The organism is Nocardia sp. NPDC060255, from assembly GCF_042727395.1.
Classification (GTDB): Bacteria; Actinomycetota; Actinomycetes; order Mycobacteriales; family Mycobacteriaceae; genus Nocardia.
Genome location: NZ_JBHXAU010000024.1, coordinates 1 through 22,537 on the forward strand (window position 1 = coordinate 1; position 22,537 = coordinate 22,537).

At 65.5% G+C, this 22,537-nt stretch carries 16 protein-coding genes, 1 tRNA gene and 2 pseudogenes; 7 read left to right on the forward strand and 12 right to left on the reverse strand.

Annotated features, from left to right (window positions below):
- The 12 genes and pseudogenes from ACFWF1_RS33495 to ACFWF1_RS33550 form a co-directional block, all read right to left on the reverse strand.
- A partial coding sequence (locus ACFWF1_RS33495; RefSeq protein WP_379282345.1) for a condensation domain-containing protein occupies positions 1–897 on the reverse strand: 897 nt, incomplete at its 3' end.
- 249 nt (positions 898–1,146) lie between these two features.
- Positions 1,147–2,067: a hypothetical protein gene (locus ACFWF1_RS33500; protein ID WP_379282346.1), complete on the reverse strand. Its 921-nt coding sequence runs from the start codon at positions 2,065–2,067 to the stop codon at positions 1,147–1,149.
- Between the two features lie 175 nt (positions 2,068–2,242).
- Entirely contained in the window at positions 2,243–2,530 is a 288-nt protein-coding gene (locus ACFWF1_RS33505) for a cytochrome P450 (protein ID WP_379282878.1), read from the reverse strand.
- A gap of 119 nt (positions 2,531–2,649) precedes the next feature.
- Positions 2,650–3,015 carry a hypothetical protein gene (locus ACFWF1_RS33510; RefSeq protein WP_379282347.1) on the reverse strand — a complete coding sequence of 122 codons (366 nt, stop codon included), beginning with the start codon at positions 3,013–3,015 and terminating at the stop codon, positions 2,650–2,652.
- Between the two features lie 778 nt (positions 3,016–3,793).
- A complete protein-coding gene (locus tag ACFWF1_RS33515; RefSeq protein ID WP_379282909.1) occupies positions 3,794–4,252 on the reverse strand; it encodes a hypothetical protein in 459 nt (152 codons plus the stop codon).
- Between the two features lie 363 nt (positions 4,253–4,615).
- Positions 4,616–4,927, reverse strand: a pseudogene (locus tag ACFWF1_RS33520) (TniQ family protein); the annotation flags it as partial.
- A pseudogene (locus ACFWF1_RS33525) lies at positions 4,924–5,966 on the reverse strand (TniB family NTP-binding protein). The pseudogenes ACFWF1_RS33525 and ACFWF1_RS33520, both read right to left, overlap by 4 nt.
- Positions 5,957–6,919, reverse strand: coding sequence for a Mu transposase C-terminal domain-containing protein (locus tag ACFWF1_RS33530; protein ID WP_379282348.1), 963 nt, complete (start codon positions 6,917–6,919; stop codon positions 5,957–5,959). Before ACFWF1_RS33530 ends, ACFWF1_RS33525 begins: the two are co-directional and overlap by 10 nt.
- Positions 6,897–8,003: a hypothetical protein gene (locus tag ACFWF1_RS33535; RefSeq protein ID WP_379282349.1), complete on the reverse strand. Its 1,107-nt coding sequence runs from the start codon at positions 8,001–8,003 to the stop codon at positions 6,897–6,899. Before ACFWF1_RS33535 ends, ACFWF1_RS33530 begins: the two co-directional genes overlap by 23 nt.
- Entirely contained in the window at positions 8,000–8,758 is a 759-nt protein-coding gene (locus tag ACFWF1_RS33540) for a TnsA-like heteromeric transposase endonuclease subunit (protein ID WP_379282350.1), read from the reverse strand. Before ACFWF1_RS33540 ends, ACFWF1_RS33535 begins: the two co-directional genes overlap by 4 nt.
- A gap of 502 nt (positions 8,759–9,260) precedes the next feature.
- Positions 9,261–9,334 (reverse strand) — tRNA-Arg (locus tag ACFWF1_RS33545).
- Positions 9,335–9,403: 69 nt separating this feature from the next.
- On the reverse strand, positions 9,404–9,790 hold the full coding sequence (locus ACFWF1_RS33550; protein WP_379282351.1) for a DUF4345 family protein: 387 nt from the start codon (positions 9,788–9,790) through the stop codon (positions 9,404–9,406).
- Between the two features lie 82 nt (positions 9,791–9,872).
- On the opposite strand from ACFWF1_RS33550, the gene ACFWF1_RS33555 reads away from it, so the two are divergent.
- The 7 genes from ACFWF1_RS33555 to ACFWF1_RS33585 all read left to right on the forward strand — a co-directional run bounded on the left by ACFWF1_RS33555 (position 9,873) and on the right by ACFWF1_RS33585 (position 22,384).
- Positions 9,873–11,906: a cytochrome c oxidase assembly protein gene (locus ACFWF1_RS33555; protein WP_379282352.1), complete on the forward strand. Its 2,034-nt coding sequence runs from the start codon at positions 9,873–9,875 to the stop codon at positions 11,904–11,906.
- Between the two features lie 69 nt (positions 11,907–11,975).
- A complete protein-coding gene (locus ACFWF1_RS33560) occupies positions 11,976–12,944 on the forward strand; it encodes a threonine/serine dehydratase (protein WP_379282353.1) in 969 nt (322 codons plus the stop codon).
- 185 nt (positions 12,945–13,129) lie between these two features.
- Entirely contained in the window at positions 13,130–13,621 is a 492-nt protein-coding gene (locus tag ACFWF1_RS33565; RefSeq protein WP_379282354.1) for a single-stranded DNA-binding protein, read from the forward strand.
- A 472-nt stretch (positions 13,622–14,093) separates the two neighbouring features.
- Positions 14,094–15,770, forward strand: a complete 1,677-nt coding sequence (ettA, locus tag ACFWF1_RS33570; RefSeq protein ID WP_379282355.1) for an energy-dependent translational throttle protein EttA — start codon at positions 14,094–14,096, stop codon at positions 15,768–15,770.
- A gap of 494 nt (positions 15,771–16,264) precedes the next feature.
- Complete coding sequence (locus tag ACFWF1_RS33575; protein ID WP_379282357.1) at positions 16,265–21,211, forward strand: NAD-glutamate dehydrogenase; 4,947 nt, start codon at positions 16,265–16,267, stop codon at positions 21,209–21,211.
- An 8-nt stretch (positions 21,212–21,219) separates the two neighbouring features.
- Entirely contained in the window at positions 21,220–21,675 is a 456-nt protein-coding gene (locus tag ACFWF1_RS33580; protein WP_379282879.1) for an acyl-CoA thioesterase, read from the forward strand.
- A gap of 43 nt (positions 21,676–21,718) precedes the next feature.
- Positions 21,719–22,384 carry a hypothetical protein gene (locus ACFWF1_RS33585; protein ID WP_379282358.1) on the forward strand — a complete coding sequence of 222 codons (666 nt, stop codon included), beginning with the start codon at positions 21,719–21,721 and terminating at the stop codon, positions 22,382–22,384.
- Positions 22,385–22,537: the final 153 nt, after the last annotated feature.

Consider the following 22,537-nt stretch of genomic DNA (forward strand, 5'->3'; position numbering starts at 1 on the left):
GTCCGGAACCGTCACATCCGGCAACGACACCGTCGTGTCATTCCACACCTCCAGCACCCGGCGACGCTCCACCTCGTCAAGCACATCCAACCGACACAGTCGGACCTCCGGATCGCCGACGACCGCCTCGAGCACCCGGACCAGACGTCTGGCCAACTCTTTGATTGTTGTCTCATCGAAGAGTTCAGCGGCATAAGCCAACAAGCCTTCGAGCCCTCCGGGACGATCACCGTGGAAAGCCTCGACCAGTTTGAAGTCTAAGTCTAATTGCGCTGTCATCGCGCCGGGTGTCATTGTGTCGACCTGCATACCAGTCAGTTTCAAGGGCGGCGTTGGGGTGTCTTGAATGGTCAGCATCACTTGGAACAGGGGGTGGTAGGCCGTCGATTTCGTTGGCGCCAATTCCTCGACTAACCGCGCGAACGGAATATCCGCATGAGCAAACGCCTGCAGAGCTGTTTCATGCTGCCGCATCAGTAAATCTTTGAAGGATTCGCCGTAATTAAACCGGGTCCGGAGAGCGACTTTGTTGGCGAGTATTCCGATAGAGTCGTCCGGATCAGTCCGCCCATGATCGGCCACGGAGGTGCCGATTGTAATATCGGCGGTGCCCGATAGACGGGCCAACAACATCGCCAAAGCCGCGTGCACAACCGTGAACAACGTTGCGCCATGGAGTTTCGCAAATTTTATGAGTTGGTCGTGCTGCATCGCATCGATCCGGAATTCGATCTGGCCACTCGCCAGCGATGAAACTGCCTGCCGTGGCCGATCGGTCGGCAACGCCAAGGCGTCCGATATTCCGGCCAGCTTCTGCAGCCAATACGCGCTCTGTTTAGCGTAAACCGTGTCTGCATTCGACTCCACGCCGCCCTTGTCGGTAGATAAGTAACTCACCAGGATCCTCCGGTGTATCAGTAGGTGTGTCTAGAGTTGGGCAAGCAAAGCTTCCTCGGCAGCCTGCCGCGCCGAACCCGATGTCGCCGCCAAGCGAAATTTCACGGAGGCCGAAGTCTCCGTATCTGAAGTTGCGCAGTTCAAGAGATCAAATTTGCGTGTCGACCAAGTTTATTGATCGTTGCTCCGGACAGCGGGGACAAAATGGAATAAATTTCTACGCTCAGGTGAGCGATCAGAATCGGACCGCTAGCAGATTCCAATGATCAAGAGCGCCGACGAAACGGCTTTGTGCGTCTTCGTTGTAAGGCAAATATAATCCCGATCGGCGCCGGTCCATTCATCGCACCTGGACATCACGTGGCTTTGCCTGCTGCGGCTAGCAGGTGGAATGCTCCTCGAATGATGTTCCGACTCCCACACAATACTGTCGATGTATCGAAAGCTTTCGCGGGATCCGAGACCATGAGACTGATGACGAAGGTGCGAGCATCGACGGTACGGACCAGATAGTTCGCGATTCTTGGCGATCTGCCTGCTGAGCAGGTCGTCACCCGGCTCCTTTTCTTTCTTCTCGATCAGATTCCACAGATAGCCGCCGAGCGCACCGAATGCCTCGTCTCTCTTTCGGGGGTGTTGATGCTGACCAGCTTCGCGCTGGTGGACAAGAAGAACTGATGGTCGTAGAGGGGGACTCCGAGCTGGGTGCACATCACCAGCGCTGGCACCGGCACTGCGAAATCCGCCACCAGGTCGACCGGTCGTGGTCCGGTGAGAAGCGCGTCGACGCGGTTCGTCGACGATGCGCTGAACATGCGGTGGCAGATCCTTGATGCGCTTGGCGGTGTACTCGCCGATAACCTGACGCCTGGCTGCGCTATGCTCCTGAGCGTCGAGGTTGATCATCGTCTGGAGCGGTTGATCCGTTGGTTTCTCCAGACTGAATGTCGGATATCCCGGATGCCGGTTGTCCGAGCTGAACCGGGCATCGGTCAGGACGCCACGGACATCGGCATAACTGGCCAACGCCCAGATTTCGGTGTCGTTCGGCAACCGGACTTGCGAGACCAGCTCGTCCGCCAGCATCTGCTGGTACTGCGGGGGCGGAGAGAAGGGGCACGTCCCGGAGAAAGGGATCGTCTCTACGGGTGGTGTCATCTGTTCGGTCATCACTGTTCTCTGTTCGTCGTGCCGAGACGGGTGGTGGTCGCCGGAACGCGGTGAACGTCCGGCCATCGAGGGCCTTGCGCTCACCGCGTGGACGAGTCGGGCGTGGGTTCAGAGCCGGACCGGAAACCGGACGAGGTGGTTTCCGTCGCCGGGCCAGCTGGCATACTCGAGCTCGTCACGATTCACCGCGAGCGCGAAACCATTGCGGCGGAACAACAGCCGGGGTCCAAGCGATCTCGGCCTGCATTCGAGCCAGGGCCGCTCCTAGGCAGTAATGCGGGCCTGCCCCGAACGCAAGGTGCTGCTCACCCTGACCCGGTGCCCGGCTGATGTCGAGTCGTTCCGGCTCCGGAAACCGGGTCATGTCATGGTCTGCAGCCAGCAGTGCTGCCGTGACCGGCTCGCCGCGTTTCAGCTGAACGTCGGCGAACTCGAGGTCATCGCTCGCATACGGGCGGAGTATGCCCGGTGTTGATCAGCAGAAACACCATCGCGATCATCTCCGAATCGGTGGTGGGGGTCCTCGTCGGCGATCATGGTGGAGATGAGGTCATTGGGTGGGGATGAGCGGCCGTTGCTGGATCAGACTCTTCCTGTAGCCGACGATGCTCTGGAGACCGGTGACGATCTCCGCGGGTTCACCGCCGGAAACGTACTGCAGGATCCATTTTCCTGGTCTGCCTTGTCGACGCCGATCAGGTGACAGATGGCAGCGTTGGCCAGCGGATAAGCGAAATCTGCCATCAGATCGATCCCGTTGCGACCTTCGAGTTCGTGGAGCAGCTGGTCGGCAACTTGCTCGACGGTGGGGCGCAGCGCGTTGATCCTGCGTGCGGAGAAGGTCCGGATAACCTTGGCGCGCAGTCGCGCATGTTCGTCTCCGTCGAGCATGACCATGCTGGTCAGATATTCGCCGTACTCCAGGGGCAGATTCCAGGCCTCTAGCATCTCTGCGCCAAGATGGGGGTCTCGATGCCGGGCAGCTTACTGTGGTCCCGCACGAACCGGGGGTCTTGCATCAATGCCTTGACATCGTCGAAACCGGTGACGAGCCGAACCACTGAGGCCGTGCCCGGCAATGTGACGTGTGCGAGCCGGGCCCTGCTTTCGCAGGTCGGTGTAACCGTGGGTCGGGTCGCTCACTTGTTCGGGGGTCAACTTGACAGGAGGCCGGGACATACTCGTCTTCTTTCTGCGGATCTACGGGAGACGCCGACGCCGAGGCGGTGACCGAAGTCGAAGTTCGAAGGCTCGAATGTTCATCGTCGAATACCCGAGTGGTTCTGCCGAGACCGGCTCATCTGCACATCTTGGCTGACGAAGCGTCGCCGTGAATATTACGAGTAATCGGTGGCGGCGGGCGCATTTTCCGATGCCCGCGCGCCTGAAGTTCGAGCGATCGAGTTGACCTTGGACAAATGCGATCGGCGGGTCTGACTCCAGGTACCTACTGTCCGGTCGACGGGACAGTGGAGGCCGACAAGCAAGGCGTGGCGAGCGGGCAATCGTCGCGCGTATTCGCTGTGCGGCTATTGCCGGGCCCCGTATATACTTTCATTCATGCCGCAATTCAGCGGTATCGATTTCTGAAATACGGGGCAAAATCTGGGATATGCGGGAGTCAGTATGCATAAGGATGGGAAAGTGGTCCCGGGCGCAATGGGTACAGCCACGCCTCGGCGTTATTTGATGTGCCGCCCGACCTATTTCGACGTCACTTATTCGATCAATCCGTGGATGGGATCCGAGCCGGCCGACCTCGCCGGCAACTGCCCAGGCGCAGTGGAAACAGTTGCACGACCTTTTCGTGGCACATGACCACCGTGTCGAGCTGGTCGAGCCGGTGCCAGGGTTGCCCGATATGGTGTTCGCCGCGAACGATGCGATCGTCATCGACGGCAAGGTGCTCGTGGCCCGTTTCCGGCATCGCGAGCGGGCTGAAGAGTCTGCGGCGTATCTCGAATGGTTCGGCCGGGGTGACTGGCCGGTGGTGCAGCAGGCCCGATATGTGAATGAGGGTGAAGGTGACTTTCTTCTCGCCGGCGAGGTAATTCTGGCCGGCACTGGATTTCGCAGCGATACGAGGGCACACGATGAGGTGGCAGAATTCTTCGACCGGACTGTCGTGCCGCTGACGCTGGTCGACCCGCGCGGTGAGGAATGCCAGGCCGAGGTGGGGTTCCATGGCGATCTCGCGCCAGTAGTGCGAGGTGAGGAGTGCGGTGATCGCGACGAGGTCAGGGTAGATAGCAGCGTGGTGCTGGGGGTCGTCGCTGGTGGTCGGGCCCGTGGGGAAGCGTGTGGTGGCGGGTTGGGTTGTGTGGGTGAAGATTCGGTGGGCGTAGGCGAAGGCGTGGACGGTGATGTAGATCCCTCGGCGGAGTGCGAGGCGCCGGTGTCGAGTTTGGGCGGCTAGAACGTTGGGCATCGTGCTGAGGTCGACGAATGTGCAGTTGTTGGGGCGGCGGCTGGGTTGGTGGCCGAGCCAGAGTCGGTGCTTTTGGCAGGTCCGGATGTGGTGCGGGTAGTACCGGGTGACCGGGCCGCCGCGGTGTCGGGAGGTGCAGCGAGGGCAGGCGGGCATCGGTTGGCGACGGAACTGGGCGGGTTTGGTGTGTCGGCGGTCGAGTTCGGGTAGAGCGCGGGCTAATTCGGTTGGTGTGTATCCGGTGACGGCGCAGAGCACAATGATGTTGTCGTGGCTGATGACCTCGATCGGCAGGGTGGGGTCGATGTCGAGGTGGAGTTTCAAATCGTCGAGGTGGACGTAGTTGGTGGCGGCCAGGCGTCTCAGGTAGGACTCGACGGTTTCGTTCAGGGCTGGTGGGATTCGGATCGGGAGTGGTCGTGGCCGGTTCATGCGATGCCGCGCTGGTGTTTTCGGTCTTTGTGGTCGGCTGGTCGGGTCCGGTGTTGGGCGGTGCGGTCGAGTCGGATGGCGTCGAGGTGGGCTTTGGTGATCTTCTCGGTGCCGTCGCAGATGGCGTCGATCGCGGCTCCGCGCGGATGAGGTGCGACAGGCTGCCGAGCATGCCGCCGGTGCGTTGGTAGAGGTATTCGCTGTGGTGGGCAAGGGTTCCGGGTTTGTGCCGGTGTAGTCGCAGTGCCTGTTCGAGGGTGGCGACGACGGCGCGCCAGTATTCTCGTTGGCTGGTGGTGCCATAGGCGAAGGGGTGGGTGGCGATGCTGGTGAAGCGGCTGGCGACCTGGCTGCCGCGCACGCCGGTGAACAGGCCGGCGTGTTCGAGGTCGATGCCGGCGTAGGCGAATGTCGCGCGGATGCGTTCGGAGAAGTATTTCAGTTGGTCGGACACCTCGGCGCCGGAGCGGGTGGCTAGAGAAATATTGTGGATTTCGTCGACGAGGACCAGGTCGCAACCGACGTCGCTGAGGACGGCGCAGACCGAGTCGGTGATGTCGGTGAGGTTGGCGTGGCTGGTGATGGGCAGGCCGAGGAACCGGGCGAACTCGACGGCGACCATGCGTGGGGTCGCCGCGGGCGGGATCGTGATGTAGACGACCGGGAATCGGGAACCGGCCATCGGATTACGCAGGCGGACACCGAGTTCGTGGGTGCGACCGAGCTGGGTGATCGCGGTGGTCTTGCCGGTGCCGGCGGCTCCGGTGACGATCAGCCCGCGGCGGGCCGAGATCTGACGGCGGTTCAGGATCAGTAGTCGCCGAACGGTTTTGATGATTTCCTGGATGGTCGGGGTGTTCACCACGATCAGGTCGCTGTGATAGTCGAGCCGGGCGTCGTCGTGGGCGGCCCGTTCGGTCGGCTCCAGATCGGGCCAGTCCTCGCGGAGTTCAGGTTCGCGGCGGTCGTAGTCGACCCATTGCGTCCAGCCTTCTTTGGTGGTGAGCGGTTCGAACGGGTCGGAATCGGTCACGGCCACCTTTGCGCTTCTTCGGCCGCGTCGAAGATCCCGAACGGGATCACCGTGGCCATCTCACCGGAATCGTTTGGGTCGTTGTCGAAGTCGTCTTCGTCGTCGAAATCGGTCACCATGGCCGGGTCGGCGGGAAGCGGATGGGGTGTGGCCGCGCGGGTGCGGGCGGCGACCTTGGTGCCCGGGCCGGTGCCTGCGCGGTCGAGCAGCTCGGCCAAGGCTCGCGCGGTCTCGGTCTCGGTCGCTTCTCCGGTCCTAACGGTGTCGGCGAGGCGACGAGCGTGACGCCAGGTGAAGTCGGCGAATGGTGAGGTCACCATGGGCAGATGCGTCCAGGCTGCGCGGATCCAGCCGCTGTCGTGATGGCTTCGGATGAACACCTCGGTCAAGTCGTAGGGGTCGTATCGGACCTCCCAAGCGCTACCTCGGGCGCTCACCCCGGAAGGCTGGCGGCGGTAGGGATTCAGGGCGCGGTCATCGTAGGTGCGTCGGTCAATACGAACGCCGTAGTCATTGATCGTGCGCCACTTGGCCGGCAACAGTTCGATGTAGTCGGCGCCGGTGAGTATCAGCGGCAGATATCCGGCGGCGCTGACCGCCAGCGAATACATCTCGTTCGGGGACACAGCTCGGCCGGTGTTGGGGCTGAGCAGGCCCTCATGAGGACGGCGCTGCCAGTGCAGCACCCACTCGTCGAACAGCTCCTGCAGCTGGGTGATCGACCACACCGCTTCGGCTTCGACGGCTTCGCCTCGGCGGGTGACGTCGCGGCCGACATAGCCGCGAACATATTGGCAGAACAGGGTGTTGATTGATTGAAAGGTGCGTTCGACGACGCTGTTGTCGGTCGGGGTCCGTGGATGCGACGGCTGAACCGAGATGCCCAATCGTTCGCAGGCCCGCACGAACGTCTCCGACAAGAACACCTTGCCGCGATCACAACCGATGGTCTCCGGCACGATCACGGGTTTGCGGCCGCGGCTTCCATGCGGTCGTCGATATCGGCCAGGCGGCGGTGCGGCAAAACCGCGACGCCGACATCCGCAGGGAATCAGCCCATCCCGGTCGCATCGGTTCCGGCACCAGCATCCGTGCCAGCAGCAGCGACGCGTCCACCGCCTTCGTCCCGATCGGTCGCAGGATCGCGGCTGCGATCGTGCGGGTCGCGATGTCGACGACGGCGGTCAATTCGACTCGGCGGGCGATCCCGTCATCGAACATCGCCAACACATCCAGCGGGGTCGTGTCGATTTGAACGTGCTCACCGGGCCGCGAGGCCCACGTCACAGTGAACGAACCTGCCGGACGATTCGCCGCCGACCGGCGCGTCTCGGCGGAGCCGAACGTGTGCCGACCCTGCGACAACGCCGCAACCACCCGGTTGAACGTCGCTTTCGACGGCATCGCGACCGCATCCTCACCGTGCCGCTCGACCAGCACCGTTTCGACCCGCCCGCGCAACTGGTCACGGGTTCCGGTCGAGCGTTTCGTCTCTGCGGCAAGGACTTCCCGGATCGCAGCCACGACCCGTTCATCGGTGCGCCCGAACGGCGACGTCGACCGCACCCCGCGACCATCGGCCAACGCCCGCACCCCGCCCGCACGATAGCGCGCCCGCATCCGCCGGACCGTGCGAGCACTGGTCGCAATCCCGGCGGCGCTCAATTCTTCGGCTTTGGCGGCCTCACGCTCGGACAACTGCCGCGCAGGATCATATTCCGGGCGGGGCCTGTCCTCGGGTTCACTGCCGGGAGGCAGCCCGGTCTCCAGCTCGATCAGGTGATATTCCCACTGCCGCGCCAGTTCGGCCTGCTCGTGCGGCAGATCGTCGAGGTTCTCACCCACCAGCCCGCCCGAGCCGGGTGCTTCCCGGTTGCCGCCGAGGATCTCGAACCCGGCCGAAGAGACCAGATGCATCAGCTTCACCGCCATCGGTTCCCCAACCGAATTCACCAGCCGCAGTGTGATTCCCGATATCGCGGCCACCTCGTATTCGGTGTCGTCGAACAACACCCGATCCCCGACCTCGATCACCCTGGTCATCGGCTCGCTCCCGTCACGATCGACCAGCCCTCCAAACGCACCGCCAGATCCACCGCCAACTCCGCGCACCACACCAGGTGAAAAAGCACCGGCAACACCGCGATCGGATCACCCACCGACCGCACTCCCTCGATCAGCGGACGCGGCTCACCGAACGCCTCCCTCAGCGCCGCGGCCACCGGCCCGACCCGATACCGCGGGTGCCGATACCCCGCCAGCCACCGCACATTCCCCAACCAAATCGGGTCATGCCCGTGGACCAGCCGATACCTCCATCCCGCCTCGGCGCAGGCCTGCGCCGTCGCCGCGAACGCCACCTCATCGCGCGGTTTGATCCGCTGCGCGGGACGGCAGTCGATCACCACAGCGCCACCATCGGCCCACCGGGCGAAAAAGTCCGGAGCATGCGACCGTCGCTGCGAACCCTCAGTCCACAACAGCCAAAACGGCTGCGCCGCATAACCAACCATCTCCACATCGAAGTCCAGCGCCATCGCCTCGTCGCGCTCCAGCCACGACTCGAACTCCACATGTGCACCCACTGACGCCGACCAGTAGAAACCCGGATTGTTGCGCTGCCCCTGATACGACGGAATCGACCTGATCGGCGCCACCCTCTCGAACGCCACATCCGCGACCTCCGCCAACGGTCTGCGAACCTCGCCTAACTCCGCATCGGCGAACGCGACCTCGAACCCTCGAACCCCGCCAGCAGCCACACCATCGGTCACCAGGCGCAGACCCCCGCCAGTCACCTATAGCCACCGTCCGATTCAATTCGCCCGAGCTCGATCGCGAGCGAACATGCCAGATTGGCCAGATCCACTGAGCCGTTTTCCAGAATCACTGAGCCACTGGCCAGAATGACTGAGTCTTGGCCCGATCCACCGAGCCAGGACAGGAAGACAAGCGCCACGACCGCCATTGGCAATGTTTGCGAGAAGGATGCTGAGTGAAAAATCCATCGGCGTGTTGCTCGAACGACACGCCGATGGCGCGGCCACGGGTTTGTCTACCGAATCGTATGGGTAACGAGATGGGGAATGTTGCAGCCATGGCCGCAGTGGTGGCCGAATCCGACTGGGGTGATGTGGGTCCGCCAACCATATAAGAGCCATAACCTGCCGTAACGGCTCTCCATCTACTCTCCACATTGGACGCCATAAGGCCACAGAACGGGCCATATGGCAAGTTCCTCGTGGGAGGAAAGCGCCTGGTAGGGCGCCATATTTGCCATATGGCCCGTGCTGGGATACGCGCCCCCGGCAGGAATCGAACCTGCGACCTAGGGATTAGAAGGCCCTTGCTCTATCCAACTGAGCTACGGAGGCAGTGGGTTCCACCATGGCCGACATTGGTCGTGCTGTCCAGCGCGCCAATTATAGCGACCGACCAGATGGCTAAGGGGTCAGCGTGACCGCGAGTACGAGCATTGCGGCCATGATCACCTCGAGCACCAGGTAGAACCAAACGGGGAAGAAGGCGGGCGGGCTTTCCACGATGCCCGACCAGATCCGGCCGACCGCCATGCCGCTGAGCGCGGCGGCCACGGCCACACAGGCCCCGAATCTCAGGTCGCCGACATCGGCGGCGGCCAACCCGAGGATCACCGCGATCGCGACACCGAAGCCGCCGTAGACGGCTCGCACCTCGGCGCGGGCATCCGCGCGATCGGCGAGCAGCCCGAGCGGGTCGACGAGTTGGCTGGGCCGCAACAGCCCGTAGACGCCCATGGCGGCGAAGAACAACGCCACCAAGGCAATCAACACGATCGACACGATCGACATTGCACCTCCGTGATCCGCCGACCACCCTATCGGCCCAAACCCGGCGCGGCCACGCGATAACAATCGAACTACGCTCAGTCGTATGTCGTCAGCGCAGGACCCGTCCGCTTCACCTGATCTGGAGGTCACCCGGACGGCGGCGACATACGCTGTGCTGATCGCGTTGACGGGCGCGATCGCGGCGGTGGTCGCCGCGCTGGTGGTCGGCCTTTCCGCCGCGCAAGCCCTGAGTCTGCTCGGCATTCCGGATCCCGGTGCGCTGACCACGTACGGCCTGCCCGCGGTGCGCGCGCTCGCCGATCTGTCGGCCGCGCTGACGGTCGGGTCGCTGTTGTTCGCCGCGTTCCTGGTGCCGCCGCAATCGAATGGCCTGCTCGATGTCGGCGGGTATCGCGCGGTGCGCCGGGCTTCCAATTTCGCGCTCATCTGGGCTTGCTGCGCGGCGCTGCTCATTCCGCTGACGGTCTCCGACACCACCGGGCAGCCGGTCGGCGACACGCTGCGCCCGGAAGCTCTGTGGCGCGCCATCGATCAGATCGAACTGGCCGGTGCCTGGCGCACCACGGTCCTGTTCGCACTGATCGTCGCGGTCGGTGCCCGGCTCGCATTGCGCTGGGGCTGGACGCCGGTGCTGTTCGCCGGCTCCATCGTGACGATGATGCCGCTGGCGCTGACCGGGCACTCGTCCTCCGGCGGCGCACACGATGTCGCCACCAACAGCCTGATCCTGCACCTGGTTTCGGCCGCGGTGTGGGTCGGCGGCCTGTTCGCGCTATTGGCGCACGCGCGCCGCGGGGGTGCGCACACCGACCTCGCCGCGCGCCGCTTCTCGCTCACCGCCACCATCGCGTTCGTCACCATCGGCGTCAGCGGGGTGATCAACTCCTGGGTCCGGGTGCCGTGGGACGACCTGCTCACCACCACCTACGGCAAGCTGGTGCTCGCCAAGGCCGCCGCGCTGGTCGTGCTCGGCCTGATCGGTTTCGCGCAGCGGCGCGCCGCACTGCCCGCACTCGCCGCGAACCCGAAGGACCGCGGTGCGCTGATCCGATTCGCCGGTGTCGAGGTGCTGGTCTTCGCGGCGACCATGGGTCTGGCCGTCGGACTCGGCCGCACTCCGCCGCCACCGCCGACCACCATCCCGACCCCCGCCGAGGTCGAACTCGGCTACAACCTGGCCGGCCCGCCGAATGTGCCACGGCTGCTGTTCGACTGGCGCTTCGACCTGATCTTCGGAACGCTGTCGATCGTGCTCGCGGTGCTGTACCTGCTAGGCGTGCGCCGACTGCGGGCGCGCGGCGACGCATGGCCGATCGGGCGGACCATCGCCTGGCTGTCCGGCTGCGCGGTGCTGCTGATCGCCACCTCGTCCGGGGTCGGGCGGTATTCGCCCGCGATGTTCAGCGTGCACATGGGCGCGCACATGGCGTTGTCCATGCTGGCGCCGATCCTGTTCGCGCTGGGCGGCGCGGTGACCCTCGCGTTGCGCGCCCTGCCGCCCGCCGGACGCACCGGCGCACCGGGACCGCGCGAGTGGATCCTTGCCGCCGTGCACAATCCGGTGTCGCGCTTCCTGACCCATCCGATTGTGGCGGCGGTCATCTTCGTCGGCGGGTTCTACGCGCTGTACCTCGGCGGGATCTTCGACACGTATGCGAACTCGCACGCGGCGCACCTGATGATGAACGCGCACTTCCTGCTCAGCGGCTATCTGTTCTACTGGGTCGTCATCGGCATCGACCCCAAACCGCGTCAGGTGGAGCCGCTGACCAGGCTCGCCATGGTGTTCGGCTCGCTGCCGTTCCACGCGTTCTTCGGCATCGCGCTGATGAGCATGAACACGGTGCTCGGCGGCTGGTTCTACCGTGGCCTCGGCCTCGGCTGGAACGGCGACCTGCTCGGCGACCAGCGCACCGGCGGTAGCCTCGCCTGGGCGAGCGGCGAGGTGCCGCTGGTGGTGGTGATGCTCGCGCTGCTCATCCAATGGTCGCGCAGCGATCGGAAGCTGGCGCAGCGCACCGATCGGGCCGCCGACCGTGACCACGACGCCGCGCTGTCCGCGCACAACGCGATGTTCGCTGAGCTGGCAAAACGTGACCGAGGGGTACATAAGTAGGTGACGGCGCAATGCCTTTGGGCATGAAGTCTCAGGTCATGGTGGAGTCGAGTTGGTCAAGGTGTGGTTGTGAACGAGCGGTCCGTAGTCTTCTCCGAACACAGACCGATCGATCGGATCTATCGATCCGATGTGCGGACCGCGCGTAGGCGGCTGGCCGGGCGGATCCGCAAGACGCCGGTCTTCCACACCACCGTCGCCGGGCCGAACGGTCCGGTGCCGGTCACGATGAAGCTCGAATACCTGCAGTACGGCGGCACTTTCAAGGTTCGGGGCAGCTTCAACGCGCTGCTGGCGGCCCCGGACGGCACCGATCAGGTGGTCATCGCCTCCGGCGGCAATGCGGGCATCGCCGCCGCGCTGGCGGCCGCGCATCTCGGAAAGTCCTGCACCGTGGTCGTTCCGGAGTCGGCACCGCACACCAAGGTCGCCGCGATGTGGTCGCACGGTGCCGAGGTGCTCTGGCACGGAACGACTTACACCGAGGCGCTCGGTTACGCCAACCAGCTCGCCGCGGAACGAAATGCTCTGCAGCTGCACGCCTACGACCTGCCCGCCATCGTCGCGGGCGCCGGCGTGGTCGGCCTGGAGATCGAGGAGCAGGTGCGCGGGCGGCCGTCGGTGCTCGCCGCGGTCGGCGGCGGCGGGCTGGTCGCGGGGATCGCGGCCGCGATCGGCCGTCGTCAGCAGGTGGTCGGCGTGGAGCCGGAAGGCATTCCGACCCTGCACGCCGCGCTGTCGGCGAATCGGCCGGTCGAGGTCGAGGTGTCCAGCATCGCGGCGGAATCCTTGGGCGCCACCAGGATCGGGAACATCGCGATGGACATCACGCGCCGCTATCAGGTGCGCTCGCTGCTGGTGACCGACGACGCGATCGCGACGGCCCGCGATTATCTGTGGCGCGAGTTCCGCATCGTGGTGGAGTTCGCCGGTGCGGCCGCGCTGGCCGCGGTGCAGAGCGGCGTCTACGTCCCCGCTCCCGACGAGCGCCCGGTGATCGTCCTCTGCGGCGCCAACACCGATCTCTCGGTGCTGTAACCACTTTCGCGCCCCGCTCCGCTGACCTCGAACGAAGTATCGGATATCCACATTCGAGAAAGTTGTCCACATTCTCGGATCGCGTCGCCCGACCGCCCGTCGCATCGGTGAGGCTGGAGGCGTCCTCCTCGCGGGGAGGAAGTCTCCGGGCAACCGCCACGGGCCGAATGCGAAGGGGCGTCATCATGTACGAGGCGAATGCGACCGTCGTCGGGACGATCGTCAACAATCCGATGAAGCGTGAGCTGCCGAACGGCGAGCAGCTGCTGATCTTCCGGATGGCGAGCAACTCGCGCCGACTCGACCAGAAGACGGGGGAGTGGGTCGACAACGGCACCCTGTTCCTCAACGTGAGCTGCTGGCGCAGGCTGGTGGCGGGCGTGGACGCCTCGCTGCGGCGCGGCGACCCGATCATCGCGCACGGCCAGTTGCGCTCGCACGAATATCGCGGCAGGGACGGGGTGGAACGGCGCGACCTGGAGATGCGGGCCACCGCCGTCGGCCCCGACCTCGGTCGCTGCACCGCCCGGGTGACCAGATGGTCGGAGCATCGAAACACTGGCGACCGTCTCAGTGGCGAACATCAGGTGCCAGTCGGCGACGGGCTGAGCGAGGACGTCGCAGCCGCCTCCACAGCATCCCCCCGAACGCCCCACCCCGAACACGCCGACGCCTGACCTCAGCGGCCCGGACCTGAGACGCGGACCCGACCGCCAGTCTGCATTGGCAGAGATAACGGATGTCTCGACCGCGTCGCGCCGCCATATCCGGCGGCGACCGCGTTTGCGCACACGACGGCGTAGCCACTGACTACCGGATCGTGGGAGTGTCGTCGATGAGGGGTGGGTGTTGAACGTTACAACAACGGGTTTGCCGCAGACCGGTTTCCGGCTCTACGCGGTCAGGCACGAGGAGAACTGGGTGGCTACGTGGGGATGCGGAATACTGGCGGCAGCTGTAGTGCTGAACATCGGGTGCCGGTAGGCGACGGGCTGGGGGAGAATGTCGCAGCCGCCTCCATGGCGCCACCCCGAACGACCCACCCCGAGCACGCCGACGCCTGACCAGGGCGCGCACTTTTGGCCGCGCGCTGCGAGGGGTATCCGCCGGTTCAACTCACCGTTTCCGACACCGATAGGCTTCCTCCTTATGGCTGAGTTCATTTACACAATGAAGAAGGTTCGCAAGGCGCACGGTGACAAAGTCGTGCTCGACGATGTCTTCCTGAACTTCCTTCCCGGCGCCAAGATCGGTGTCGTCGGCCCGAACGGCGCCGGTAAATCCAGCGTTCTGAAGATCATGGCGGGAGTGGACCAGCCGAACAACGGCGAAGCGTTCCTCGCGCCCGGCGCGACGGTCGGCATCCTGATGCAGGAGCCCGCGCTGAACGAGGAGAAGACGGTCCGCGGCAACGTCGAGGAAGGCCTCGGCGAGGTCAAGGTGAAGCTGGATCGCTTCAACGAGATCGCCGAGCTGATGGCCACCGATTACTCCGACGAGCTCATGGACGAGATGGGCAAGCTACAGGAGTTCCTGGACCACGCCGACGCGTGGGACGTCGACTCCCAGCTGGAACAGGCGATGGACGCGCTGCGCTGCCCGCCGCCGGACGAGCCGGTCACCAACCTCTCCGGTGGTGAGCGTCGCCGCGTCGCGCTGTGCAAGTTGCTGCTCAGCAAGCCCGACCTGCTGCTGCTCGACGAACCGACCAACCACCTCGACGCCGAGAGCGTGCTCTGGCTCGAGCAGCACCTGGCCGCGTACGCGGGCGCCGTGCTCGCGGTCACCCACGACCGGTACTTCCTCGACAACGTCGCCGAGTGGATCCTCGAACTCGACCGCGGCCGCGCCTACCCCTACGAGGGCAACTACTCCACCTACCTGGAGAAGAAGGCCCAGCGACTCGAGGTCCAGGGCAAGAAGGACCAGAAGCTGCAGAAGCGGCTCAAGGACGAGCTGGCCTGGGTGCGCTCCGGCGCCAAGGCCCGCCAGGCCAAGAACAAGGCCCGCCTCGGCCGGTACGAGGAGATGGCGGCCGAGGCCGACAAGCACAGGAAGTTGGATTTCGAAGAGATCCAGATTCCGGCGGGCCCGCGCCTGGGCAACGTCGTGGTCGAGGTCGCGCACCTGGACAAGGGCTTCGGCGACCGTCAGCTCATCAAGGATCTGTCGTTCACGTTGCCGCGCAACGGCATTGTCGGCGTGATCGGCCCGAACGGTGTCGGTAAGACGACGCTGTTCAAGACCATCGTCGGGCTGGAAGCGCCGGACAGCGGCGAGGTGAAGGTCGGCGAGACGGTCAAGCTGAGCTATGTCGACCAGAACCGGGCAGGCATCGACCCGAAGAAGAACGTCTGGCAGGTGGTGTCCGAGGGGCTCGACTTCATCCAGGTCGGCAACCAGGAAATGCCGTCGCGCGCCTACGTCAGCGCGTTCGGCTTCAAGGGCCCGGATCAGCAGAAGCCGTCCGGCGTGCTCTCCGGTGGTGAGCGCAACCGGCTGAACCTGGCGCTCACCCTCAAGCAGGGCGGCAACCTGATCCTGCTCGACGAGCCGACCAACGACCTCGATGTGGAAACCCTCGGCTCGCTGGAGAACGCGCTCGAACAGTTCCCCGGCTGCGCCGTCGTGATCTCGCACGATCGCTGGTTCCTGGATCGCACCTGCACCCACATCCTGGCGTGGGAGGGCGACTCCGACAACGACGCCAAGTGGTTCTGGTTCGAGGGCAACTTCGAGGCCTACGAGGCCAACAAGATCGAGCGTCTCGGCCTGGAAGCGGCCCGCCCGCACCGGGTTACGCACCGCAAGCTGACCCGCGACTGATCCGCCGGCGGACCGCTCCCGTCCGCCGCGGAGCTGATCCGGGATCGAGTCGCCGGCGTCGAACACGACGTCACGACTCGGTCCCGGCGCGCGACGCAATACCGTACGGCCGTTATGTCTCGTATCCGGCACAACGGCACTGGACCCGGTCCCACGGCCGTGACGAATCTCGCTACTGTGGGATACGTGAATGCGCAGGCACAGTTCGAGCAATCGACGGTCCCCACCGTCGACCTGGTAGCCGAGCTGAACCGAGGTGCTTCGGCCCCGCTGCCGCCGCAGAAAGACCCTGTCGCGCACACCTGACGTTCGTGTGTCCGAACGATGCTGTGCCGAGATCATTCATCCGAGCTGGGCAATCGCGTGGCGAACACCGCCGTGATGGTGAACACCCCAGGATTGGAAGGGATTTCACCCCCTCGTCTTCCACGCACAGCTACTCTCGGACCGGCGTCGCTTTGTTACGGAACCGAATCCGAGGAGTTGGCGAAAAAATGACGGTCTCGTCCGAATTGTCCAGTGCGGCGTGGGCCGCGAGTTTGCCGCAGGCACTGCGCGGCGAACTCGCGACTCTCGAGGAGGCGTATTTCCGCCACGTCGACGCGGGCGATGTGGACTGCGCGATCACCGGCATCACTCAAATCTTCCGGCGGCACATGGAGTTGGCCATGCACCGCCCGGCGGACCGGGCTCTGGTCCGGGTGTATCACCCCGACGACGGCTCCGGCCTCGGCGCGGCGGTACAGCTAGTCACCGACGACATGCCGCTACTTGTCGAATCGATCACCTCATCGCTGACCCGGCTCGGTGTCAGCGTGAGCGAAGTGATCCACCCGATCTTCGAGGTGGAGCGCGATGCGGACGGGCTGTTGCAGCACGCCGCACCGCACGAAGTGGACGGCACCAACGGCGCGACCGCGCTGCGCGAGTCGTGGATGCACCTGCAACTGCACCCGTCGACCAGCCGGGCGCTGCTCAGCCGGATCGAAGCCGCGATGCCGAACGTGGTCGCCGACGTGCGTCAGGTCATCGGCGACACCGAGTCCATCAAGGACGTGCAGAGCAGGCTGGCCGACGACCTGGAACTGGCCGCGAAGTCGGGTACCGCGCCGTTCGCCGACACCGACCTGGTGGACACCGCGAACCTGCTGCGCTGGCTGGCCAGCGGCAACTTCACCGTGCTCGGCTACGCCCGCTACCAGCTGAGCGCCGAGCAGGGGCAGGAGTCGTCCAACCCGATGCCCGGCACCTGCCTCGGCGTGCTCCGGCCCGATGTCGGCACCGATTTCCGGGTGCCGATCAACGCCGCCGACCGGCCGCTGCTGATGTTGACCCAGGGCTTGGTCCCGGCCACCGTGCATCGCTCGGTATACCCGTACTTCATCGGCGTCGCCGACTTCGACGACGCGGGCACCATCGTCGGCGAGCACCTGTTCATCGGTGTTTTCACGGTCACCGCGGTGCACGAGAACGTGCTCGACATCCCGGTGATCGAGCGTCGGGTGCGCTCGGTGATCGAGGAGAGCGGGTTCGACCTGGAGTCGTTCTCCGGGCAGGCGATGCTCGAGGTCATCCAGTCCTTCCCGCGCACCGAACTGTTCTCCTCCGACGCCGAGACGATGCGCCGGACCGCCCTCGCGGTACTGAACATCGGGCTGCGTCGGCAGGTGCGCCTGTTCCTGCGCGCGGACGGCTACGGCCGATTCGTCGCGTGCATGGTCTATCTGCCGCGCGACCGCTACACCACCAGGGTGCGGCTGGAGATGCAGGACATCCTGGTCCGCGAACTGGGCGGCGTGTCCATCGATTACTCCGCCAGGGTCGGCGAAAGCGACTTGGCCAGTGTGTATTTCACGGTGCGCATGCCGGAGGCCGAGCACGGCGCGCCGCGCTACGCGGCACCGGCCGCGGACACTTCCGAGGCCAACCGGCTGCGCATCCAGGCGCTGCTCGGCGAGGCGAGCCGGACCTGGGAAGACCTGCTGAACGACGAGGTCAGCACCTCGACGATGCTCGACCCCGCGGTGGTGCAGCGCTACTCCGAGGCGTTCCCCGACGCCTATAAAGAGGACTTCGAAGCAGGCCGCGCGCTCGCCGACATCGTCCGCCTGGAGCACCTGCGTGACGGCGGCATCGATCAGTACCTGTACCGCAATATCGCGTCCGATCCCGGTTCCTGGCGGTTCTCGCTCTACGTTGCGGGCCCTGGTATCTCGCTGAGCCAGGTGCTTCCGGTGCTGCAGAGCCTCGGCGTCGAGGTGGTCGACGAGCGGCCGTACCAGCTCGAGCTGGAGGCCCAGCCCGGCGACCCGAGCAGCGGCGGCGAACGCTGGATCTACGACTTCGGTCTGCTGGCCCGCCCTGAGTTGCTGCGCAGCGCGCTCGACCGGGACCTGGACGCGGAACTGCTGGAGTCGTCCAAGCGGGCGGCCGTGCTGGAGGCGGAGGTTCGCGGTCTGCGCGAGCGGTTCACCGAGGCGTTCGAGGCGGCCTGGTACGGCCGCGCGGAAGCCGACCCGCTCAACGAGCTGGTGCTGCGCGCGCGGCTGCCGTGGCGTGCGGTGTCGATTCTGCGTACCTACGCGAAGTACTTGCAGCAGGCCGGTTTTCCGTATAGCCAGGCCAACATCTCCCGGGTGCTGCTCACCTACCCGGATGTGGCGCGACTGTTCGTCGACCTGTTCGCGGCGCATTTCGACCCGGACACCGTCTCGGCTGAGCACGCCGCCGAGCTGGACAGCCAGGTCTGCGGCCGGATCGACGACGTGGTCAGCCTCGACGCCGACCGGATCCTGCGCGCCATCCTCAACCTGATCAGGGCGACGCTGCGCACCAACTACTACATCACCGACGCCGAGGGCATGTCACGTGACTACGTGTCGGTGAAGGTGGAGCCGCGCGAGATCAGCGAATTGCCCAAGCCGAGGCCGCAATTCGAGATATTCGTGTACTCGCCGCGAGTCGAGGGCGTGCACCTGCGGTTCGGTCCGGTGGCCCGTGGCGGGTTGCGCTGGTCCGACCGTTTGGAGGACTTCCGCACCGAGGTGCTCGGTCTGGTCAAGGCGCAGGCGGTCAAGAACGCGGTGATCGTCCCCGTCGGCGCCAAGGGCGGCTTCGTCGTGAAGCAGCCGCCCGCCGCCACCGGTGACCCCGTCGCGGATCGTCAAGCACTCGGCGCCGAGGGCATCAGCTGCTACCGCACCTTCATCTCCGGCCTGCTCGATGTCACCGACAACGTGGACCGCGCGACCGGTGAGGTGGTGCCACCCGCCCGGGTGGTGCGCCGCGACGGCGACGACACCTACCTGGTGGTGGCCGCCGACAAGGGCACCGCGACGTTCTCCGATATCGCCAACGATGTGGCCAAGCGCTACGGTTTCTGGCTCGGCGACGCGTTCGCCTCCGGCGGCTCGGCGGGCTACGACCACAAGGCGATGGGCATCACCGCCAAGGGTGCCTGGGAGAGCGTCAAGCGCCACTTCCAGGAAATGGACATCGATACCCAGACACAGGATTTCACCGTCGTCGGTGTCGGCGATATGAGCGGTGACGTCTTCGGCAACGGCATGCTGCTGTCCGAGCACATCCGCCTGCTCGCCGCGTTCGACCACCGGCACATCTTCCTGGATCCGAACCCGGACACCGCCGCCTCCTACGCCGAACGGCAGCGGATGTTCCAGCTGCCCCGCTCGTCGTGGGCGGACTACGACGCCTCGCTCATCAGCAAGGGCGGCGGCGTCTACGACCGCACGGTGAAGTCGGTGCCGATCAGTCCGCAGGTCCGAAAGGCGTTGGGGCTGGCCGACGGTGTCGAATCGCTGTCCCCGCCGGAGCTGGTGCGCGCGATCCTGCTCGCGCCCGCTCAGCTGTTGTGGAACGGCGGCATCGGTACGTACATCAAGGCGAGCACCGAGGTCAACGCCGAGGTCGGCGACAAGTCCAACGACGCGGTCCGGGTCAACGGAAACCAGTTGCGGGTCAAGGTGATCGGCGAGGGCGGCAACCTGGGCGCGACCGCGCTCGGCCGCATCGAGTTCTGCCGCAGCGGCGGCAAGATGAACACCGACGCCCTCGACAACTCGGCCGGCGTCGACTGCTCCGACCACGAGGTCAACATCAAGGTGCTGCTCGACGGCGTGGTCAGCGCGGGCCAGCTGCCCGAGCCGGAACGCAACCCGCTGCTCGCCTCGATGACCGACGAGGTCGCGCAGATGGTGCTGGACGACAATGTGGCGCAGAACTTCCTGATGGGCATGTCCCGCACCGACGCACCGCAGATGCTGAACGTGCACATGCGGCTCATCGACGATCTGGAGGCGCGCCGCGGCCTCGACCGGGAGCTGGAGGCACTGCCCTCGGCAGCGCAGCTCAAGCGCATGCTGGAGGAGGGCGCGGGACTCACGTCCCCGGAACTCGCCAATCTCATGGCGCACGTGAAGCTTTCGCTCAAGGCCGATTTGCTCGACACGGATCTGCCGGACAGCCCCTTCTTCGTCACCCGGCTGCCCGACTACTTCCCGACGCCGCTGCGGGAGCGGTTCGGCGCCGCGATCAAGAAGCACCGGCTGCGCCGGGAAATCCTCACCACGATGATCGTGAACGAAATGGTCGACTACGGCGGCATCACCTACGCGCACCGGTTGAGCGAGGAGACCGGCGCGACGCCCACCGATTCGGTGCGCGCGTTCGCGGCGGCCACCGAGATCTTCGGGCTGCCGGAGATGTGGGCACGGATCCGCGCGGCCGACGCCGCCACCGCGGTGCGTGACCTGCTGGAACTGGAAACCAAACGGACACTGGACCGGGCCTCGCGCTGGTTCCTGAGCAACCGGCCGCAGCCGATCGCGGTCGGCGCGGAGATCAACCGGTACTGCCAGGACGTGCAGGCGCTGGCGCCGAAGGTGCCGGGCTGGCTGCGCGGACATCACGTCGCGACGCTCACCGATCAGTCGGCCGAGCTCATCGCCCGCGGTGCGCCGACCGACCTGGCCACCGAGGTGTTCGGGCTGCTCAACCTGTTCCCGCTGCTCGACATCGTGGACATCGCCGACATCACCGATCGTGACGGTGACGAGGTCGGGTCGCTCTACTACGCGCTCAACGAGCACCTCAAGATCGACTGGCTGCTCCAGGCGGTCAGTCACCTCGAACGGGGCGACCGCTGGCACTCGCTGGCCCGGCTCGCGCTGCGCGACGATATGTACTCGTCGCTGCGCTCGCTGACCCTCGATGTGCTCTCCGCGGGTGACCCGGAGGAGAGCGCGGACGAGAAGATTGCATACTGGGAGTCGAAGAACCAGTCTCGGCTCGGGCGTGCCCGGGCCGCACTGTCGGAGTTGTTCGAGTCCGGAACCCACGATCTCGCCACGCTGTCTGTTGCCGCGCGGCAAGTGCGAAGCATGGTGAGTGGGGTGGGCGCCCAATCGGAGGTACCACGTTGACCAGCTCGTTGAACGGTAGCGGGACGGCGAAGGGCGGCAATGTCGTGCTGCCCAAGCGTTTTCACACCCAGGTCGAGGTCAGGTGGTCGGACATGGATGCTTTCCAGCATGTGAACCATGCCCGCATGGTGACCCTGCTGGAGGAGGCACGCATCCCGTGGCTGCTCGAGCCGGGCCGGCCGACCGCCGCGCTCGGGACCGGCTGTGTGCTGGCCGACCTGCGGGTGCGCTACCGCGGGCAGCTCAGGCACGAGGACACACCGCTCGATATCGCGATGTGGATCGAACAGCTGCGGGCGGTCGACTTCACCATCGGCTACGAGGTGCGGGCCGCGGGTGCGGCACCGGACTCGCCCGCCGCGGTGATCGCGTCTACCCAGATCGCCGCGTTCGACATGTCCGCGCAGCGCCTGCGCAGGCTCACCGAGGCCGAACGCGACTATCTGTCCGAGTGGCTGGACTGATCCGCATCGGTAGTCGCTGGTCGAGAACGGCTGTACAGCCGTGATGGCAGAACAACGCGTATTGCACGTGCCCGATCCGGCGGAGCGAGAGAACCTCGCGACGTTCCTGACTCGGGCGGTGCGGCTGGACCCCGCGGCGGTGGTACGTATCCGCCGCCGCGGGGATCGGTATGTCGCGGCCTGGGTGGCAACGGGTTTCGAGGTGCTCGCGGTCCGCACCATCGTCGGTGAGCTCGGCGTCGACGACGTCACCGTCGGCGCCGACATGGTGCTGGCCGGGCTCGGCTCCGGCCTGCCCATCGACCTCGGCTACTCGATGGATTCCGCGTGGCGCGGCGCGTTACCGCCGGTCGACGGCTTCGTGCACATCGACGACGTGCCCGCCCGCACCCTGGTCGAACTCGCCGAACAGGGTGCTCAACTGGCCAAGGAACACGGCAGCAGTCACGGCCCGCCCGCCTCCCTGCTCGACCAGACCGTGCTCACCGTCTCCGGTGCCGACATCCAGGTCCAGGTCCCGATGCGCGTCGTGTTCGCCCTCACCGCAATGGATTTCATCCCGCATTCCGGTGACAAGGCCGACTCCCGCCGCATTCTGCCCACCGAAATCGTCCGCATCCGAGCCAGCAACACCTGGCTCCGCATCGACGCCCGCTACGGCTCAGTAGCCCGCCGCCGTGCAGGCGGCATCTCGCTGTCTCCGAGCTGACCTGACGGCGAGGGGCGAGTCTCGGTCCTGACCGCGCTTGTCCTCGGAATAGACCGGTTCAGCGAGCCCTGTTGCGAACAACCGCATCTCGGATGGCACCTCCTCCCGGCAACGCTGTAGACGATGCCGCTCTGCGCGGAAAATGGCCTCGGG

Excerpts from the sequence above, each read along its gene's own strand:
- ACFWF1_RS33585 (WP_379282358.1), top strand. The coding sequence starts at position 21,719 with ATGGCAGAACAACGCGTATTGCACGTGCCCGATCCGGCGGAGCGAGAG.
- ACFWF1_RS33515 (WP_379282909.1), bottom strand. The coding sequence starts at position 4,252 with ATGGAACCCCACCTCGGCCTGGCATTCCTCACCGCGCGGGTCGACCAG.
- ACFWF1_RS33565 (WP_379282354.1), top strand. The coding sequence starts at position 13,130 with ATGTACGAGGCGAATGCGACCGTCGTCGGGACGATCGTCAACAATCCG.
- ACFWF1_RS33535 (WP_379282349.1), bottom strand. The coding sequence starts at position 8,003 with ATGACCAGGGTGATCGAGGTCGGGGATCGGGTGTTGTTCGACGACACC.
- ettA (WP_379282355.1), top strand. The coding sequence starts at position 14,094 with ATGGCTGAGTTCATTTACACAATGAAGAAGGTTCGCAAGGCGCACGGT.
- ACFWF1_RS33510 (WP_379282347.1), bottom strand. The coding sequence starts at position 3,015 with ATGCTAGAGGCCTGGAATCTGCCCCTGGAGTACGGCGAATATCTGACC.
- ACFWF1_RS33550 (WP_379282351.1), bottom strand. The coding sequence starts at position 9,790 with ATGTCGATCGTGTCGATCGTGTTGATTGCCTTGGTGGCGTTGTTCTTC.
- ACFWF1_RS33575 (WP_379282357.1), top strand. The coding sequence starts at position 16,265 with ATGACGGTCTCGTCCGAATTGTCCAGTGCGGCGTGGGCCGCGAGTTTG.
- ACFWF1_RS33500 (WP_379282346.1), bottom strand. The coding sequence starts at position 2,067 with ATGACCGAACAGATGACACCACCCGTAGAGACGATCCCTTTCTCCGGG.
- ACFWF1_RS33555 (WP_379282352.1), top strand. The coding sequence starts at position 9,873 with ATGTCGTCAGCGCAGGACCCGTCCGCTTCACCTGATCTGGAGGTCACC.